Annotated in this window: 11 protein-coding genes and 1 tRNA gene; 5 read left to right on the forward strand and 7 right to left on the reverse strand. The window is 69.1% G+C overall.

The genetic code is table 11. From position 1 onward, the window contains the following. Nucleotides 1-106: 106 nt before the first annotated feature. The 5 genes from ABT381_RS05220 to ABT381_RS05240 form a co-directional block, all read right to left on the reverse strand. Nucleotides 107-3,775 (reverse strand): LamG-like jellyroll fold domain-containing protein, encoded by a 3,669-nt coding sequence (locus ABT381_RS05220; RefSeq protein WP_351587923.1) that lies wholly within the window; start codon nt 3,773-3,775, stop codon nt 107-109. An 854-nt stretch (nt 3,776-4,629) separates the two neighbouring features. Further along, nucleotides 4,630-4,714 (reverse strand) — tRNA-Leu (locus tag ABT381_RS05225). Nucleotides 4,715-4,932: 218 nt separating this feature from the next. Next, nucleotides 4,933-6,624 (reverse strand): aldehyde dehydrogenase family protein, encoded by a 1,692-nt coding sequence (locus ABT381_RS05230; protein WP_351587927.1) that lies wholly within the window; start codon nt 6,622-6,624, stop codon nt 4,933-4,935. Then, nucleotides 6,621-7,508 (reverse strand): succinate--CoA ligase subunit alpha, encoded by an 888-nt coding sequence (gene sucD / locus ABT381_RS05235; protein WP_351587930.1) that lies wholly within the window; start codon nt 7,506-7,508, stop codon nt 6,621-6,623. Before sucD ends, ABT381_RS05230 begins: the two co-directional genes overlap by 4 nt. 94 nt (nt 7,509-7,602) lie before the next feature. After that, nucleotides 7,603-8,826, reverse strand: coding sequence for an ATP-grasp domain-containing protein (locus ABT381_RS05240; protein ID WP_351587933.1), 1,224 nt, complete (start codon nt 8,824-8,826; stop codon nt 7,603-7,605). A 197-nt stretch (nt 8,827-9,023) separates the two neighbouring features. On the opposite strand from ABT381_RS05240, the gene ABT381_RS05245 reads away from it, so the two are divergent. The 5 genes from ABT381_RS05245 to ABT381_RS05265 all read left to right on the forward strand — a co-directional run bounded on the left by ABT381_RS05245 (nt 9,024) and on the right by ABT381_RS05265 (nt 17,012). Beyond that, entirely contained in the window at nt 9,024-10,724 is a 1,701-nt protein-coding gene (locus tag ABT381_RS05245; protein WP_351587936.1) for a thiamine pyrophosphate-binding protein, read from the forward strand. Between the two features lie 12 nt (nt 10,725-10,736). After that, complete coding sequence (frc, locus tag ABT381_RS05250; protein WP_351587939.1) at nt 10,737-11,981, forward strand: formyl-CoA transferase; 1,245 nt, start codon at nt 10,737-10,739, stop codon at nt 11,979-11,981. A gap of 3 nt (nt 11,982-11,984) precedes the next feature. Then, nucleotides 11,985-14,177: an acetate--CoA ligase family protein gene (locus ABT381_RS05255; RefSeq protein ID WP_351587942.1), complete on the forward strand. Its 2,193-nt coding sequence runs from the start codon at nt 11,985-11,987 to the stop codon at nt 14,175-14,177. Between the two features lie 86 nt (nt 14,178-14,263). After that, nucleotides 14,264-15,652 (forward strand): OFA family MFS transporter, encoded by a 1,389-nt coding sequence (locus tag ABT381_RS05260; protein ID WP_351587944.1) that lies wholly within the window; start codon nt 14,264-14,266, stop codon nt 15,650-15,652. A gap of 1 nt (nt 15,653) precedes the next feature. Continuing rightward, the gene (locus ABT381_RS05265; protein WP_351587947.1) at nt 15,654-17,012 is read left to right on the forward strand and encodes an OFA family MFS transporter; all 1,359 of its coding nucleotides are present in this window, start codon (nt 15,654-15,656) and stop codon (nt 17,010-17,012) included. Nucleotides 17,013-17,043: 31 nt separating this feature from the next. Here ABT381_RS05265 and ABT381_RS05270 read toward each other — a convergent pair whose 3' ends face one another. Further along, nucleotides 17,044-17,430: a chorismate mutase gene (locus ABT381_RS05270; RefSeq protein ID WP_351587950.1), complete on the reverse strand. Its 387-nt coding sequence runs from the start codon at nt 17,428-17,430 to the stop codon at nt 17,044-17,046. Nucleotides 17,431-17,574: 144 nt separating this feature from the next. Next, nucleotides 17,575-18,517: sugar phosphate isomerase/epimerase family protein (locus ABT381_RS05275; protein WP_351587953.1), on the reverse strand; the 943-nt coding region annotated here is incomplete at its 5' end.

The following is an 18,517-nucleotide window of genomic DNA, read 5'->3' on the forward strand; positions in this document are numbered from 1 at the left end:
GATTTTCCGCCCCACCGTCCGGAAAGAGAAGTCACCAAGTCAGCGCGCGTTTCCGCGCAGGGTCGGTACGGGCGATGGCCTGCCATCGCCCGTACCGTGGCAGACGTCAGTCGCCCACGCTCGTGTCGATCTGCTCCGAGCCGGCCATCGCACCCGCCCACATCCGCACGTCCGTGATGCGGCCAGACAGATAGTGCTTCCAGGCACCGCTCGTGAACCCGCGGCCGACGGAGAATTCCCCCGTACCCGCCAAGGCCGTGAACGCCTGCTCGTCGCCGTTGCGGTTGTGCCCGAGGTAGAGGCTGATCGTGCCGGCCTGGGCGTCGAAGACGCCGGTCAGCCGGGCGGCACTGTCCACCTCTGCTACCTCGTCGGAGACGACGGAGCTGAACGTGCCACCGGCGGTCAACCGTCCGAAGTGCCACTTGCCCACGGGCACGGTTCGCTCCGCACCTGTCTCTTCGTCGAGCACCGTGTCCTTGCCGGTCAGCTCGTACCAGAAACCCCAGGCCGATCCGTCCGCCGTCCGCTGACCGAGCACCTGCCCGGTATAGCCCGCGCTCTTGCCGGCGAGCACGTCACCACCCAGTTCCACAGCGGTCGTCACCGTGAACGATCCCGTGTCATCGACCAGGGGGCCCTCCGCCGCTGCGGCGTCGTCGGTGCCGTCGAGGGCGATAGCCTCGCCGTCGAGGGAGGCTCCGCCCGTCAGCTTCAGGTCCCTGCCGTAGCCGGAGGTCGTGTCCACGAGGGTGGTGCCGGCGGCGCCCGACGGATTCCAGTCCGCAATCAGTTCCGCGCCCGCATACCCCTCGGAGGTCAGCAGGCGAGCCTCATCGGCGATCTCCGCTTCCCCGAGGGCCCGTTGCCAGACGGCGACCTCGTCCACCGATCCGTCGAACGAGTCGACGGCCTCGCCGCCCCACTTCGCCCTGCCGATCTGCAAGGGCCCACTGGCCGGCCAGGGCGTTCCCGTATCGGCCTCGGACTGCAGGACCCCGTTGAGGTACAACCGCACCTTGTTGTTGTCGGCGTCGTAGGTGGCGGCCACATGCGTCCACACACCCGTGGGGCTCGTCTGCTTGCCACGTGCCTTGGCCCACTTGTTACCGGTCGTGGGGTCCTTGGACAGCATGCGTACGCTCCAATCCTTCACCCCGTCGGCGCCGTACGAGAGGTAGAAGGGGCTGTTCTCACCGCCGTCCACACTGAGCAGGGTCATGATTCCGGTCGCTCCAGGGTTGACCCGCGCCCATGCAGAGACCGTGTAGGAAGACTGGGTTTCGAGCACCTGCCCGCTGGTGGCCGCGTACGCTCCGGCCCCGTTCAATGACATGCCCCTGTCCGTGACGGGTTTCTCCAGCGGCACGCCCGACGCGTCGTGCGTGATCAGGCCCCGACGTCCGCGGTCGTCACGCGTCGCGCCGCCCGAGAGCGTGGCGGCATGACGCGTCGACCCGCCCGCCGTCGCCGAGTCGACCGCAGCGCCACTCGCCTCGTCGAAGTGCCACCTGCCGACGGCGCCCTCGCCCGGGTCGACGAGAAAGTCCAGCACACTCAGCGCACCTGCTCTGCCGATGCCATCGGTGGCCCGGACAAACACCCGGTACGTTCCCGACCTGCCCGGTGTGACCGTCACCGTCGGCTTGGCTGCGGGTACCGCCTTGGACCAGGAGGCCGACGTGCTCAGCTTGTAGGCGTAGCTGACGTTGTTCGTGTCACCACTGGCCGGGGCGAACGTCAGGGTCGCCTTCTGCCCCGGACCGCCATGCGGAACACAGTCCTGCGGAGTGCACGGGGTGTACGGAGAGCCGACCGTGATCTTGGGCGCCTTCGGTGCGGTCGGGTCGACCTTGAAGTAGCACCACCCCGTCGTCGAAGCGTTCGAGGGCCCGGACAGATAGCTGCTCCCGTCGTAGTAGGAGCGCACCCAGGCCCGGTACCGGTACAGCGTGTGCTCCCGGAGTGTCGACCACGGCATCGAGAGCTTGGTGCCGTCCCCCACATAGCCAGTCGAGGGCCGCAAATCCCCATTGCCCGCGTCGGCATCCGACCAGCTCGAGTCGCTGTTCTTACGGTCGACGTCGAAATACACCCGCAGCTGAGCGTCCTTCTCGCCCCCCGACGCGGTCTGCGCCGTGGCAGTCAGGGAGGGCGTCGGGTCCGAGACGACGGCCGGATCGGACTCCTCCTTCTCGCAGACCGTTCCCGACCCCGTGACGAGCCCGATGCCCGTCGGCTTGGCCGGCAACCCGACGAACTTCGCCGAGAGCACGGCGTCGTTCTTGAACCGCTTCCACGCGCCCGTGTCCGACTCGTCGTGCGCCCGGATCTCCAGGGTGAGCCGAGAGAACTTGCCCGCCGCGAAGTTCCGCACTGTCGGAGTCAGATTCTCATTGGATTCGTCAGGGTTGTCATTGAACTCGATAGGCGCGTCCGGGGAGTCCGGATCGCACAGTGACCCACGCCCCGCCGACACACTGCGGTCTCCCATCCAGTCCAGCTCTTTGGGGCGCGAGGACCATGTCGTGGAGGAGGAGATGTTGTTTGTACGCACCAGGTCCACCCAGCGCGGATCGCACTGGAAAGCCCATGGCTCCGTGATCCGGAACGTGGCATCCAGCACCTTCTTGCCCTTGAGACTGGCCGGCGAGAACTCGAAGTAGAGGCGCTGCACGTATCCCGGCCCGCAGGAGTAGTTGTGCCAAGTGCCGCACTTCCCCGCGCCCTTGCCGAGACCGTCGTCGCCGTTGCCCCACCCGTAGCTCTCGTAGCCGTCCGAGCGCAGCAGTGTTCGTTCCGACTCGCTCCACGTCACTGTCGGATCGATGTACAGCGGGAATGCGGCCGCATCGGTCTTCGTGAGCATCTCCGCATCAGGCTTGACCGCCAGAGCGTCCTTGGACACCTCGATGTCCATCGTCGTGACGTGGTCGCCGGGCGCCGGCTCCACACCTTGCGCTGCCCCCTCCGCAGTCGGAGCGGCATTACCCGAGCCAGCTGCGCTGAATAAGCCGCCCTTCACCGCCATCTGCCCCGTCTCAGTGGCCGCGCCCGCCGAGTCCCACATCTGCGCGGGTGGCGCCCTGAAGACCGTGTTGCCGTCCCCGTCGGTAGCCGTCAGGTTTCCGCCCGTCCCTTCGCGGACCTTCAGCTCATGCGTGCGCAGCGTGTAATCGATCTGCTTGAGTTCCGGCCTGGCCGCGGCCTCCGGAGACTTGACCACCAGTACGTGCCGGAAGCCCTCGACCGACGCCGTCACTTTGAGGTCGACATCCGGCAGTACCTCCGGGTAGAGAGCGCTGTCTCCCGCAAGCTGCGGCTTCGGCAGCTTCTCCGGCCATCCGAGCTCCAGCGACCGACCCAGGTCCTCGATCTTCACTAGCGCCGTGTCGCCACCGCCGGAAAACGACATCCGCGTCGCCGCTGCCTTGGGCCCGACGGACCCGTCGGCTCGCTGCTCAAGGGTCGGATCCGGCTTTGCCCAGCCTCCGGCGTCCGCAGCCACCCGGACCGGTACCGCCGACTCTTCAAGCGAAAAGGTGTAGCCGTCAGGGTTGGCATAGACCGTCGTGCGCTCCATGCGCTCCCCCGAAACCTCGACCTGCTGCCCGGTCTCCTTCGCCTGGGCAAGCGCCTTCTGCCCCTCCGAAAGTGCAGCGGGCTCCTCAGCCGCCGCAGAGACGGGAACAGGCACCACGAGCAACGCACCAACCATCGCGCCTGCTGCGAGCACACCTGTCCGAGACGCACCCATGCGTCTTCTCTTGCTCATAACGCCCTGATGGCGCCCCCACCCTAACCCCACGCCCCCCACCCCGTATTCACAAGAACCTCACAAGTAACGCACATCAAATAGGCATTGTTCTGCGCGCGTCAAGAGTGATCATTCACGGCGGTCGGTTTTGGCGGACCAACGGCGATGGGCGGCTATCGGCGCTTCGCGGCTGACGACGAACAGGCTGCCGTCGAAGCACTACTCGCCTTCGCTATCGACTCAGGCTCGCCGAGGAAGCTCGAGGTTCTGTCTGCCGGCCGAGAAGTCTGGTGCCGGAGGCACTTGCCTCCTCTCCGGCACCAACTGTCCACCTGACAACCGCTGCGCGTCCGATTCCGGGTAGGTGCTGATCATGCCTGCAGTCGCCCTACCGTATGTCCGTGAGCTCATGAATTCGGGGCAGGCAGAAGGGACGCGGTCCAGTGGGGACTGCGCGAGCGTGAACTGTCACAGCAGCCTTGAGTGGGCTTCGATGGGGGCCATGAGACGAGGCGCAGACCGGCTCGCTCTGAGCGACCAGCCAGGTCATGTGACAGCCTGATGACCCCCACAGGCAGGAGCACCGCGACGTCGCCGGGACGCCATACCGCTTCGACGAGCAGCTAACCCGCACCCGACCGTCGGTGCCCTTCCGGCGAAACCGAAGGGCCACCTCAGGGCCAATTACTCCGATTCCACACCGCACTCGGAGAACCTCCGCTGGTCCTCCGAGTGAACCCGACACACACCCACACGCCACAGTCACGCAAAAACGCAGGTCAGACCATGGAGCCTGAGCATGCTCCAGGCAGGCAAGGAGGCAAGAAAACACGAAAGCCCTGGTCAAACGACCAGGGCTCCATGGGTGAGTGTGTCCGAGGGGGGACTTGAACCCCCACGCCCGATAAAGGGCACTAGCACCTCAAGCTAGCGCGTCTGCCATTCCGCCACCCGGACTAGGTGTCGTCGGCGCGGGGCTTGCCCGCGGCGACATGGACAACAATACCAAGGTTTCGGAGTGGGTTTCACGCGTGTATGCGGGGAGGCATAAGTGGGGGTTATGTGGGGAGCGGTGTGCGGTCGGCGGGTGGTGGTGGAGGGTGTTTGGGCTGGTCACGAGGGGTGGTGGGTGGGGGCACGGATCGTGATGGAGGGGTGGGGCGGTGGAACGGGGGCTAGGTGAGAGGGGTGGGGGGTTGTGGGGGTGTGAGGTGGTAGTGGGGGAAATTTCCTGGGAGGGGGGTTTCTCCGGGTGGGCCTTCGGTTACGGCGCGGATCAGGAGGGGGCCGCCTACGAAGGCGCCGCGCCAGGAGGTGCCGGTGCCGCCGAAGAGTTCCGCGCGGTCGCCTCGGGAGCGGGGGTGGTTGTGGCCGGTCTTGAAGGCGCGGATCTGGGGAGCCAGCCGGGCGTACGTCGCCGGGTCGTCGGTGGAGAGGGTGGCGACGAGGGCGCCGTTGGAGGCGTTCATCGCGGCCAGGAGCTCCGCCTCGGTGTCGACCAGGACGATCGTGTCGACGGGGCCGAAGGGCTCGGCGTGGTGGAGGGGTGAGGACGGGGGCGGCGCGAGGAGGGTGGTCGGGGGGAGGTAGGCGGCGGTGTCCTGGGACGGGAGGAAGCGGCCCTCGGCGAGAGAGCCCTGGTGGAGGGGTACGGCGCCGCGGGCGATGGCCTCGGTGGTGAGGTCGGCGAGCTCCTTGGCCTTGGCCGCGTTGATCAGTGGGCCGTAGTCGAGGGCGGGGAGCGGGTCGGCGGGGTCAGCGACCGCCAGGGGGTGGCCGAAGCGGACGTCCCGTACGGCCGGGAGGTACGCGGCCAGGAAGTCGGCGAAGGCGGAGCGCTGGACGACGAAGCGGGGGTAAGCGGTGCAGCGCTGCTTGGCGTACTCGAAGGTCTTGGAGAGGAGGGGTGTGAGGGCGGGCCAGTCGGTGTAGTTCCACAGGCCCCAGGTGTTGAGGCCCTCCTGTTCCAGGATGTGGCGTTTACCGAGGTCGGCGACGGCCGTGGCGATGCGCGCGCCGGCGTCGCGGCCGCCCACGAAGGAGACGCAGCCGATCTCCGGCGAGCGGACGAGGGCAGGCGACAGCTCGCTGCCGGACCCGCTGACGAGGGAGAGGGGCACACCCTCACGGCGGGCCAGTGCACAAGCCAGGGTGAGGCAGGCCACGCCGCCGTCGGTCGGGGTCTTGCCGATCACGGCATTGCCTGCGAGTGCTTGTACCAGCATGGCGTGAACGAGCACGCTCATCGGGTAGTTCCAGCTGGCGATGTTGCTCACCGGGCCGGGGAGGGGTGACCGGCCGATGATCATGCCGTCGACCTCGTCGACGTACCAGCGGACGCCGTCGATCGCCCGGTCCACGTCCGCCTGGGCGAGTTTCCAGGGCTTGCCGATCTCCCATACGAGGAGGAGCGCGAGCAGCTCCCGGTGAGCGGCGAGGGCGTCGAGGGTGGCGGCGATGCGGGCCTTGCGTTCGGGCAGCGGTACGTGGCGCCAGGCGCGGTGCTGGTCGAGAGCCGCGCGTACGGCCCGGGCCGCGATGTCGGTGGTCAGGCGGGGCGGTCCCGCGATGGGGGTGGCGTTGTCGATGGGACTGGTCACGGGGAGCGGGGTGCCGTCCGCGTGCCAGGTAGCCGACCAGAGGTTCAGTACGCGGTCGTCGTGGAATCCCTCGGGGGCCGCGGCCAGGCATCGCGCCCAGACGTCGGGCCAGGCTGTGCCCGGTTTGAGGGAGAGGGGGGCGGAGAAGAGGGTGGGGGACGTGGAGGACGCGGGGGTTCGGTGTGCCGGTACCCGCGTCGGTTTCCCTGCCGGAGTCGGTCCCGGAGTCGGTGTCGGATGCGGTCCTGGAGTCGGTGTCGGTGTCATCGCAGGGCCTCCCACTGTTCGCGTACCAGGCGTGCCGTTTCGGTGGGTGTGGTGCCGACGCGTACGCCCGCCGCTTCCAGTGCGCGGCGCTTGCCCGCTGCCGTACCGGAGGAGCCGGAGACGATCGCGCCCGCGTGGCCCATCGTGCGGCCCTCGGGGGCGGTGAAGCCCGCGATGTAGGCGACGACGGGTTTGGTGACGTGGGCGGCGATGAAGTCGGCCGCGCGTTCCTCCGCGTCGCCGCCGATCTCGCCGATGAGGACGATCAGCTCGGTGTCGGGATCGGCTTCGAAGGCGGTGAGGCAGTCGATGTGGCTGGTGCCGATGACCGGATCGCCACCGATGCCGACGCAGGTCGAGAAGCCGGTGCCGCGGAGTTCGTGCATGAGCTGGTACGTGAGGGTGCCCGACTTGGACACCAGGCCGATGGGGCCGGGCTGCGGGGCGATGTCGGCGGGGATGATGCCCGCGTTGGACTGGCCGGGGGTGATCAGGCCGGGGCAGTTCGGGCCGATGACACGGGTGCCGCGGCGGCGGGCATGGTGCTGGAAGGCGACCGCGTCGTGTACGGGGATGCCCTCGGTGATGAGTACGGCCAGGCCGATGCCCGCGTCGGCGGCCTCGGTGACGGCCGCCTTGGCGAACGCCGGCGGCACGAAGATCACGGACACGTCCGCGCCCGTACGGTCGACTGCTTCGCGCACGGTCCCGAAAACGGGCACGGCCCGGTCGTCCAGCTCGACCACGCGGCCCGCCTTGCGCGGGTTCACCCCGCCGACGATCTCGGTGCCGGCGGCGGACATGCGGCGGGTGTGCTTCATGCCTTCCGCGCCGGTCATGCCCTGGACGATGACCTTGCTGTCCTTGGTGAGGAAGATTGCCATGAGTACGCGCCTCCTTGGGGGCGTCAGTACGGGGGCGTTAGTACGGGGGCGACGGTACGAGGGCGTCAGTACGCCGCATTCCGCAGGCGGGGCCTCAGCCCCCAACGCCCCCCGCCAGCTCCGCCGCCCGTTCCGCCGCGGCGTCCATCGTGTCCGCGCGGTGCAGGAGCGGATGGGGGTACTCGTCCAGTACCGCTCGGCCGCGTTCGGCGTTGTTGCCGTCGAGGCGTACGACCAGGGGTTTGGTCAGGCGTACGCGTTCCAGGGCCGCGACGATGCCGTGCGCGACCGCGTCGCAGGCGGTGATGCCGCCGAAGACGTTCACCAGGACCGAGCGCACGGCCGGGTCGGCCAGTACGACGGTTAATCCATCCGTCATGACCTGGGCCGATGCGCCGCCGCCGATGTCGAGGAAGTTCGCCGGGCGCGCGCCGCAGCCGGCGACCACGTCGAGTGTGGACATCACCAGTCCGGCGCCGTTGCCGATGACGCCGACCTCGCCGTCGAGCTTGACGTAGTTCAGGCCCTTGGCGGCAGCCGAGCGTTCGAGCGCGTCCGTCGAAGACTCCCCGGCTGCCCCGAGCGCGGCTGCCCCGAGCGCGACGCCCTCGGGATGCCCTTCCCTGTACTCCTCCCCGTACTCCTCCCCGCGCCCCTCCCCCATGCCCCAACGTGCCTGCCGGTAGCGCGCGTTGTCGTCCAGTGTTACCTTGCCGTCCAGGGCCATGATCAGCCCGTCGGCCGTCCGCACCAGCGGATTGACCTCGACGAGGAGGGCGTCCTCGGCGACCATGACCTGCCACAGGGCGCGCAGGGTCGGTACGACGTCGGGCGGCAGGTGTACCGCATCCGCGATCCGGCGGGCGAGCGCCTCCGTCACACCCTCCCCCGGGTCGATGGGTATGCGGGCCACCGCGTCCGGGCGTGCGGCGGCGACGTCCTCGATCTCCATGCCACCCTCGGCGGACGCGATGGCCAGGAACGTTCCGCCGGCCCGGTCGAGGACGTACGAGATGTAGAACTCCGAGGCCACATCCACCGGTTGGGCCAGCATTACCGCCCGTGCCACATGCCCCTTGATGTTCATTCCGAGGATCTGGCGCGCCGTCAGCTCGGCGGCGGCCGGGTCCGCGGCCATCTTCACGCCGCCCGCCTTGCCCCGGCCGCCCGTCCTGACCTGGGCCTTGACGACCACTCGGCCGCCGAGGCGGGCGGCGGCAGCGCGGGCCTCGGGGGCGCTGCGGGCCACCTCGGCCGGGGGCACCAACACGCCGTAGGAGTCGAAGAGTTCTCGTGCTTGGTGTTCGAACAGGTCCATGCCCGCTCCTTGTGTCGATCGAAGGATCGATCTCTGCACGCCCCCTGGACATCGATCAGCCGATGCGGGATAACAAGGTTCATACAGTATTCGTCGACTGTATGCAATCGACCGGCCAATGACCGAACCTGCCTCCCCGGGACCGGTCTTGGAGCAGTTCGGCCCGGTCGCCGACCCTACGAAGGGACGCGTTTCACATGCCCGACGACAACCAGGACCCCCAGGGCACTCAGGACCTCATCTCCGGCGGGCACTTGGTCGCCAAGGCGCTCAAGGCGGAGGGCGTCGACGTCATCTACACGCTCTGCGGCGGCCACATCATCGACATCTACGACGGCTGCGTGGACGAGGGCATCGACGTCGTCGACGTACGGCACGAGCAGGTCGCGGCGCACGCCGCTGACGGTTACGCGCGGATCACCGGCAAGCCCGGATGTGCCGTGGTCACCGCCGGACCCGGTACGACCGACGCGGTCACCGGCGTCGCGAACGCCTTCCGCGCCGAGTCGCCGATGCTCCTGATCGGCGGGCAGGGCGCCCATACGCAGCACAAGATGGGGTCGCTGCAGGACCTGCCGCACGTGGACATGATGGCGCCGATCACCAAGTTCGCCGCCACCGTGCCGGACACGGCGCGCGCCGCCGACATGGTGTCGATGGCGTTCCGGGAGTGCTTCCACGGCGCGCCCGGGCCGTCCTTCCTGGAGATCCCGCGCGATGTGCTGGACGCGAAGGTGCCGCGTGAGAAGGCCCGGGTGCCGAAGGCCGGGCAGTATCGTGCCTCCACGCGTACGGCGGGTGATCCGGAAGCCGTCGAGCGGCTGGCCGATCTGCTGGCGCACGCGGAGAAGCCGGCGATCCTGCTGGGCAGCCAGGTGTGGACGACGCGCGGCACCGCCGCCGCTGTGGAGCTCGTACGGACGCTGAACGTACCGGCGTACATGAACGGCGCGGGGCGCGGCACGCTGCCGCCCGGCGATCCGCACCACTTCCAGCTCTCCCGGCGGTATGCGTTCGCCAACGCGGATCTGATCGTGATCGTCGGCACGCCTTTCGACTTCCGTATGGGGTATGGGAAGCGTCTGTCGCCCGATGCCACCGTCGTCCAGATTGATCTGGACTACCGGACCGTGGGGAAGAACCGCGACGTCGATCTGGGGATCGTGGGGGACGCCGGGCTCGTGCTGTCGGCCGTCACGCAGGCCGCGTCGGGGCGGCTGAACGGCGGGGCGAGCAAGCGGAAGGAGTGGATCGAGGAGCTGCGGACGGCGGAGCGTACGGCGTTGGAGAAGCGGCTTCCGCAGTTGCGGTCGGACGCCGATCCGATCCATCCGTACCGGCTCGTGAGCGAGATCAACGACTTTCTGACGGAGGACTCGATCTACATCGGGGACGGGGGCGACATCGTCACCTTCTCCGGGCAGGTCGTGCAGCCGAAGTCGCCGGGGCACTGGATGGACCCGGGGCCGCTGGGGACGCTCGGCGTCGGCGTGCCGTTCGTCATGGCGGCGAAGAAAGCGCGGCCGGACAAGGAGGTCGTGGCGCTCTTCGGGGACGGCGCGTTCTCGCTGACGGGGTGGGACTTCGAGACGCTCGTCCGCTTCGACCTGCCGTTCGTCGGGATCGTCGGCAACAACTCCTCGATGAACCAGATCCGTTACGGGCAGCGCGCCAAGTACGGGGACGCGCGGGAGCGGGTCGGCAACACCCTCGGGGACGTGCCGTACGACCAGTTCGCGCGGATGCTCGGCGGTTACGGCGAGGAGGTGCGCGACCCGGCGGACATCGGGCCGGCGCTGCAACGCGCCCGGGAGTCCGGCAAGCCGTCGCTGATCAACGTCTGGGTCGACCCCGACGCGTACGCCCCCGGAACCATGAACCAGACGATGTACAAGTGAGGTGACCGCGCGGTGACAAGTCACGGTGGAACCAAGGCACTTGAAGGCATTCGCGTCCTCGACATGACGCATGTGCAGTCCGGCCCGTCCGCCACGCAGCTGCTCGCCTGGCTGGGTGCCGACGTGGTCAAGCTGGAGGCGCCGAGCGGCGACATCACCCGCCGGCAGCTGCGCGACCTGCCCGACGTCGACTCCCTCTACTTCACGATGCTCAACTGCAACAAGCGGAGCATCACGCTCAACACGAAGACGGAGCGCGGCAAGGAGATCCTGACCGAGCTGATCCGGCGCTCCGATGTGATGGTGGAGAACTTCGGGCCGGGCGCGGTGGACCGTATGGGGTTTACCTGGGACCGCATACAGGAGATCAATCCGCGGATCGTCTACGCCTCCATCAAGGGGTTCGGTGAGGGCCCGTACACCAATTTCAAGGCGTACGAGGTGGTCGCCCAGGCCATGGGCGGGTCGATGTCGACCACGGGCTTCGAGGACGGCCCGCCGCTCGCCACCGGCGCCCAGATAGGCGACTCCGGGACCGGGATCCACGCCGTCGCGGGGATTCTCGCCGCCCTCTTCCAGCGGGAGAACACCGGTCGCGGGCAACGCGTGAACGTGGCGATGCAGCACGCCGTACTGAACCTGTGCCGGGTGAAGCTGCGCGACCAGCAGCGCCTCGCGCTCGGGCCGCTCGCCGAGTATCCGAACGAGGACTTCGGGGACGAAGTGCCGCGCTCCGGGAACGCCTCCGGCGGCGGGCAGCCCGGGTGGGCCGTCAAGTGCGCGCCGGGCGGGCCGAACGACTACGTGTACGTCATCGTGCAGCCCGTGGGCTGGCGGCCGGTCACCGAGCTGATCGGCCGCCCTGAACTCGCCGACGATCCCGACTGGGCGACTCCCGAGGTACGCCTTCCCAAGCTCGGGAAGATGTTCCAGCTGATCGAGGAGTGGTCCTCGACGCTGCCCAAGTGGGACGTCCTGGAGCGGCTGAACGCCCACAACATCCCGTGCGGTCCGATCCTGTCCACCAAGGAGATCATCGAGGACGCCTCGCTGGTCGCCAACGAGATGGTCGTCGAAGTCCCGCACCCCGAGCGCGGCACCTTCACCACCGTCGGCTCGCCCCTGAAGCTGTCCGACTCCCCTGTCGACGTCGAGCGCTCACCGCTGCTCGGCGAGCACAACGAAGCGGTGTACGTCGGCGAACTGGGGCTGGGCGACGAGGAAGTGGCACTGCTCAAGGCGAACGGAGTGATCTGACCGATGGCGCAGGACACGACGACAGAGGCGGCGGCCACAGGCGGTGCCGCGCCCGCGTACGACAAGGACGCGGTGCGGGCCGTGCTGCAGGCCGCGCGCTCCGAGGGGCGGACCGCGCTCACCGCTCCCGAAGGCAAGCTGCTCACGGACGCGTACGGGATTCCGACGCCGGCCGAGGGGCTGGCGGAGTGCGCGGACGACGCGGTCGCGCTGGCGGACCGGATCGGCTTCCCCGTGGCACTCAAGATCGTCTCGCCGGACATCCTGCACAAGACGGATGCGGGCGGGGTGCGGGTGGGCCTGAACTCCGCGGCGGAGGTGCGCGGCGCCTTCACGGCGATCGTGAGCAACGCCCGGGCGTACGCCCCGGCGGCCCGGATCAGCGGCGTGCAGGTGCAGCAGATGGTGCCCGAGGGCGGTCAGGAGGTGATCGTCGGGGCGGTCACCGATCCGACCTTCGGGAAGGTCGTGGCCTTCGGGCTGGGCGGGGTGCTCGTGGAGGTGCTGAAGGACGTCACCTTCCGGCTGGCGCCCGCCTCGCACGCGGACGCGGAGTCGATGCTGGACGGCATCCGGGCGGCGGAGGTGCTGCGTGGCGTACGGGGCCGCCCGGCCGTGGACCGCGCGGCGCTCGCCGACCTGATCGTACGGGCCTCCCGGCTGGCCGCTGACTTCCCGGAGATCGCGGAGGTCGACCTCAATCCGGTGTTCGCCTCGGCGGACGGGGTGGTCGCCGCCGATGTGCGCGTACTGCTCAGCGAAGGTCCCGCCAAGGAGCGCCGGCGCTACTCGCGCGAGGAGATCCTGGGCGCGATGCGGCGGCTGATGCGGCCGCGGTCCGCCGCGGTCATCGGCGCGTCCGGCGAGCCGGGGAAGATCGGCAACTCGGTGATGCGCAACCTCATCGACGGCGGCTTCCCCGGGGACATTTACCCGGTGAACCCCAAGGCCGATGACATCCTCGGCCGCAAGGCGTACAAGACAGTGATGGATGTGCCGGGAGAGGTGGATGTGGCGGTCTTCGCCATACCCGCGAAGTTCGTGCCCGCGGCCCTGGAGGAGGTCGGCCGCAAGGGGATACCGAACGCCGTGCTGATCCCGTCGGGCTTCGCGGAGACCGGCGAGCACGCGCTGCAGGAGCGGATCGTGGCGATCGGCGAGGAGTACGGCGTACGCCTGCTGGGGCCGAACATCTACGGCTACTACTCCACCTGGCAGGATCTGTGCGCGACCTTCTGCACCCCGTACGACGTGAAGGGGTCCGTCGCGCTGACCTCGCAGTCCGGTGGCATCGGCATGGCGATACTGGGCTTCGCCCGGTCCACGAAGACCGGTGTCTCGGCGATCGTCGGGCTCGGCAACAAGTCGGACGTGGACGAGGACGACCTGCTCACCTACTTCGGCGAGGACGAGAACACCAAGTGCATCGCGATGCACCTGGAGGACCTCAAGGACGGCCGTGCCTTCGTCGAGGCGGCGCGGGAGACCGTGCGCAAGAAGCCGATCGTGGTGCTCAAGGCGGGGCGTACGAGCGCGGGGGCGCGGGCCGCGGGCTCGCACACCGGCGCGCTGGCCGGCGACGACGCGGTGTACGACGACATCCTGCGGCAGGCGGGCGTCATCCGGGCCCCGGGCCTGAACGACATGCTCGAGTACGCGCGAGCGCTGCCCGTGCTGCCCACGCCGCAGGGTGACAACGTCGTCATCATCACCGGCGCCGGCGGCTCCGGGGTGCTGCTCTCCGACGCGATCGTGGACAACGGGCTGTCGCTGATGGAGATCCCGGGCGACCTGGACGCGGCCTTCCGGCGCTTCATCCCGCCCTTCGGCGCGGCGGGCAACCCCGTGGACATCACCGGCGGCGAGCCTCCGTCGACCTATGAGGCGACGATCCGGCTGGGCATGGAGGACCCGCGCATCCACGCGCTGGTGCTGGGTTACTGGCATACGATCGTCACCCCTCCCATGGTCTTTGCCGAGCTAACGGCCCGCGTCGTCGCGGAGTTCCGCGACCGGGGCATCGAAAAGCCGGTGGTGGCGTCGCTCGCCGGAGACACCGAGGTCGAGGAAGCCTGCGCGTACCTCTTCGAGCGCGGGGTGGTCGCGTACCCGTACACCACCGAGCGCCCGGTCGCGGTGCTCGGCGCGAAGTACCGCTGGGCACGGGCGGCGGGGCTGCTGGGAGGCGCGTCATGACGTGACCCGGTGGTGCGAGTCCCGCGAGCACGAAGAGAACCGGACAGGGGGCGCTGGCCAGGCTTCTTCGACGCAAGGGGTTCGACATGACAACAACCGATGCCCCAGCGGGTGCCCCGTACCGGGAGGTGCGGGACCGCAACGGACGGGTGTACCGGATCGGCGAGCGCGACCGGGACATCCTGGGCCGGCCCCGCTGGACGATGGTGCTCCTCCCGTGGGTCGGCATGATGGGCATCAGCTCGTCGGAATACGCCTTCACCTCGGCCGAGGACACCCTGCACGACGCGCATCTGTGGAGCAGCGGGCACATCTTCTGGCTGCTGGGTGTGTGGGTGTTCTTCCAGGCGGCGGTGGCGTTCCCGGCGGGGAAGCTGCGCGAGAGCGGCCGGCTGCCGGCCCGTAACGCCATGATGCTGGGCGCCGTGGGGACGTTTCTGGGGTACCTCTCCCTGGCGTACGCCCCGCACGTCGTCGTCGCGTACATCGGCTTCGGCGCGTTCAGCGGGACGGGCGCCGGGCTGGTCTACGCGACCTGCGTGAACATGGTCGGCAAGTGGTATCCGGAGCGCAAGGGCGGCAAGACGGGCCTGGTCAACGGCGGTTTTGCGTACGGCTCCGTGCCATTCGTCTTCCTCTTCACCGCCTATCTGGACCTCAGCAACTACCAAGTGGTGCTGGTCTCCGTCGGCGCGGTGCTGCTGGTGATCGTGGCGAGCGCCGGGTGGTTCTTCAAGGACCCGCCGAAGAACTGGTGGCCGGAGCACGTCGACCCGCTGTCGGTCTCCGACGACCCGCGGATCCGGCGAGCGCTCGCGAAGAACCCGCCGGCGGTCAAGCAGTACACGCCCGCCGAGGCGGCCCGCACGCCCGCCCTGTGGATGATGTGGTTCTGCCTGCTCTGTACGGCCGGCATCAACATCTTCGGCATCGCCTTCCAGGTGCCCTTCGGGAAGGACATGGGCTTCGCGGGCGGCATCGTGGCCACCGCGATGTCCCTGAAGGCGATCGTCAACGGCACCGGGCGCGGCGTCATCGGCTGGATCTCCGACCGGTACGGGCGGCGCAACACGCTCATCTTCGTGTGCCTGGTGCTGGGCAGCGCGCAGATCGGCGTGCTCGTCTCGGGGACGCTGCAGAGCCTGCCCTTCTTCTTGATCTGTTCGATGGTCTCCGGATTCGGCGGCGGCGCGATCTTCCCGCTGTTCGCCGCGATGACCGCCGACTTCTTCGGTGAGAACAACAACGCCACGAACTACGGGATGGTCTACAGCTCCAAGCTCGTCTCCGGGCTGGTCGGCTCGGGCCTGGGCGCGGTCGTGGTGGGTGCCTGGGACTACCGGGGCGCCTTCGTGCTCGCCGGCGGCATCGGCTTCTTCTCGGCCGTGCTGGCCGTGTTCCTGCGCCAGCCGGGCCGGCCGGCCGTGCGCGCCATCCAGCCCAATCCGCGTCCGATCAGCAGGGAGGCGATGTGAGATGACCGCAGAGGACATCACGGCCCCGAGAGCGGGCCGGGTACGTGACCTCACCGACGCGCAGGGCCGGGTCTACCGGGTCGGTGTCACGGACCGGGAGATCCTGGGCTATCCGCGCTGGACCATGGTGCTGCTGCCTTGGGTGGCCATGATGGGCATCAGCGTGTTCGAGTACGCCTACGGGGCCGCCGAATCGACGCTCTCCGAGGCGCACCACTGGAGCCACACCGGAACGTTCTGGGTGCTGAGCGTGTGGGTCTTCTTCCAGGCGACGGTGGCCTTCCCGGCCGGCCGGCTGCGCGAGAAGGGCGTACTGACCAGCCGGGCGGCGATGCTGGCCGGCTCGGGCCTGGCGCTGCTGGGCTTCGTGAGCCTCGCGCACGCGCCGTCCCTGTGGTGGGCGATCGTCGGCTTCGGTGTGCTCGGCGGTACCGGCTCCGGCCTGGTGTACGCGACGTGCATCAATACGGTCGGGAAGTGGTATCCGGAGCGGCGGGGCGGCAAGACGGGTTTCGTCAACGGCGGCTTCGCCTACGGTGCGGTGCCGTTCATCTTCCTCTTCTCGTACGGCTTCGATGCCGGGAACTACCGCGGGGTGCTGGACCTGGTGGGCCTGTACGTGCTGCTGGTGACGGCGGTGGCGGGGATGTTCTTCAAGGACCCGCCGAAGAACTGGTGGCCGGATCACGTCGACCCGCTCGCGCGTCCCCGTACGGGGCGGACGGCGCAGGCGCTGCGCAAGAACCCGCCGGCAGCGGGTCAGTTCACGCCCCGCGAGGCGGTGCGTACCAAGATGCTGCCCCTGATGTGGGCGTGCCTGCTGTGCACCGCGGGTGTGTCGATCTTCGGCATCTCCTTCCAGGTGCCGTTCGCCAAGGACGTCGGCTTCGGCCCACTGGTCGCGGCGTCCTCCATGGGCATCATGTCGGTGGTCAACGGCACCGGGCGCGGCGTCGTGGGCTGGCTCTCGGACCGCCTCGGGCGGCGACTGACGCTGACCTACGTGTGCCTCGTCCTCGGGCTCGCGCAGTTCGGCGTCCTGTGGGCGGGCGAGAGCGCCAACCAGCCGCTGTTCCTGGTCTTCGCCTTCGTGTCCGGCTTCGGCGGCGGCGCGTTCTTCCCGCTCTTCGCCGCCCTCGTACCGGACTACTTCGGCGAGAACAACAACGCCTCCAACTACGGCCTGGTCTACAGCTCGAAGCTGGTCTCCGGGCTGCTGGGCGGCGGCCTGGGCGCCGCGGTGGTGGCCGCCTGGGGCTACGACGGCGCGTACGCCACAGCGGGCTGTGTGGGGCTGCTGGCGGCCGTGCTGTCGCTGTTCCTGAAGCGGCCGGCGGAACGGGCGGGGGTGGCGGGCTGACCCCGTAGGGCGGGGCGCGGCACGGCGGCTGTCAGCCGCCGTGCGCCGCGTCCCCTCCCGCGTTCTGCGCGATCGCTTTGTGGTGCCGGACGACCTCTTCGATGATGAAGTTGAGGAACTTCTCGGCGAATGCCGGATCGAGTTTGGCGTCCTCGGCGAGCCGGCGCAGCCGGTCGATCTGCGTGGCCTCACGGGCCGGGTCGGCGGGCGGCAGGCTGTGCCGGGCCTTGAGCTCGCCGACCTGCTGCGTGCACTTGAAGCGCTCGGCGAGCAGGTGCACCAGGGCGGCGTCGAGGTTGTCGATGGAGCCGCGCAGGTACAGCAGCCGCTCCCGCGCCGCCTCGTCCGATACGGAGGCCGCGTCGGAGCGCGGTTCTCCGCCGGCCGTGGTCGGCGCGGCGGGCGTCCACTCGCTCATGTGGTGTCGCCAATCTGGGTCGGGTAGTGCGTGATCGTGGGGCACATTACCCGGCCCGGACGAGGAGCACGTAAGGGACGGAACCGCCGTCTCACGGAGTGGTTGCCTCAGGCGGCGGCCGGCCGTCCTGCGCCGGAGTCGTGGCTATCCCCGCAGGTGGCGGAGGTGGGACGCGGAGCGGCGGGCCGTGGTGAGGGAGCCGGCGGGGTTGGCGGCGGGGTCGACGGCGTCGTCTCGTTCAACGATCCAGTTGTGGTACTTGCGGTTGGGCAGGCGGCCCACGCGGCTCAGGAAGTGCCGGTAGTCGATGTCGCCGTCGCCCACGTCCACCATGTGGTAGCCGTCGCGTGCCGCCTCGTCGTGCTCGCCGTCCTTGACGTGGAAGAGCGGGTAGCGGGCGGGGTCGGCGAGGACGTAGTCGAGCGGTTCGAAGGGCGCGGGCGTGCCGTCGGGCCGCTTGGAGAAGCGGTACTGGGCGACATAAGCCCAATAGATGTCCATTTCGAGACGCACGAGGCTGGAGTCGGTCTCGGCCAGGAGGACGTCGTAGAGCCGCACCTTCGGGTTGTCCGTGGCGAAGGCGAACTCGTCCGCGTGATTGTGCTGGTAGAAGTGCATGCCGCGGGCCTTGGCCGCCGCCCCGTAGGCGTTGAAGTCCGCGGCCGCGCGCTTCCAGCCGTCGACGGTGTTCCCGTAGCGGTTGGGCCCGGAGGCGGTGCCCACGTACGGCAGGCCGAGGGCCTGGGCGTCGTCGAGCACCTTGGTGAGGTTGGTGGCGAAGGTGTACGCCTTCGGGTCGGACGAGTAGTAGCCGACGTGGCTGCCGATGCCGCGCAGCCCGTTGTCCTTCATGAGGCGCTTGAGCTGCGCCAGGGTGATGGCGCCGGCCGAGCCCTGGGTGTAGCCCGCGAACTCCACCTCGTCGTATCCGTAGCGGGCCAGCTCTTCGAAGACTCTGGCGAAGCCGACGGAGGCCGTCTGGTCGCGGAGCGTGTAGAGCTGGATGCCGAGGCGGCCCGGCGGAACGACGGGGCGGTGGCCGTCGGCCGTGGCGGGGCCGGTGCGCGGGCCGGACTGGGCGGCCTGG

It is taken from the genome of Streptomyces sp. NPDC000151 (genome assembly GCF_040301705.1).
Lineage (GTDB): Bacteria > Actinomycetota > Actinomycetes > Streptomycetales > Streptomycetaceae > Streptomyces.

What these genes read in the sequence shown, in the direction of transcription:
- ABT381_RS05220 (WP_351587923.1), bottom strand. Translation starts at nt 3,775, where the DNA reads ATGAGCAAGAGAAGACGCATGGGTGCGTCTCGGACAGGTGTGCTCGCA.
- ABT381_RS05230 (WP_351587927.1), bottom strand. Translation starts at nt 6,624, where the DNA reads ATGACACCGACACCGACTCCAGGACCGCATCCGACACCGACTCCGGGA.
- sucD (WP_351587930.1), bottom strand. Translation starts at nt 7,508, where the DNA reads ATGGCAATCTTCCTCACCAAGGACAGCAAGGTCATCGTCCAGGGCATG.
- ABT381_RS05240 (WP_351587933.1), bottom strand. Translation starts at nt 8,826, where the DNA reads ATGGACCTGTTCGAACACCAAGCACGAGAACTCTTCGACTCCTACGGC.
- ABT381_RS05245 (WP_351587936.1), top strand. Translation starts at nt 9,024, where the DNA reads ATGCCCGACGACAACCAGGACCCCCAGGGCACTCAGGACCTCATCTCC.
- ABT381_RS05255 (WP_351587942.1), top strand. Translation starts at nt 11,985, where the DNA reads ATGGCGCAGGACACGACGACAGAGGCGGCGGCCACAGGCGGTGCCGCG.
- ABT381_RS05260 (WP_351587944.1), top strand. Translation starts at nt 14,264, where the DNA reads ATGACAACAACCGATGCCCCAGCGGGTGCCCCGTACCGGGAGGTGCGG.
- ABT381_RS05265 (WP_351587947.1), top strand. Translation starts at nt 15,654, where the DNA reads ATGACCGCAGAGGACATCACGGCCCCGAGAGCGGGCCGGGTACGTGAC.
- ABT381_RS05270 (WP_351587950.1), bottom strand. Translation starts at nt 17,430, where the DNA reads ATGAGCGAGTGGACGCCCGCCGCGCCGACCACGGCCGGCGGAGAACCG.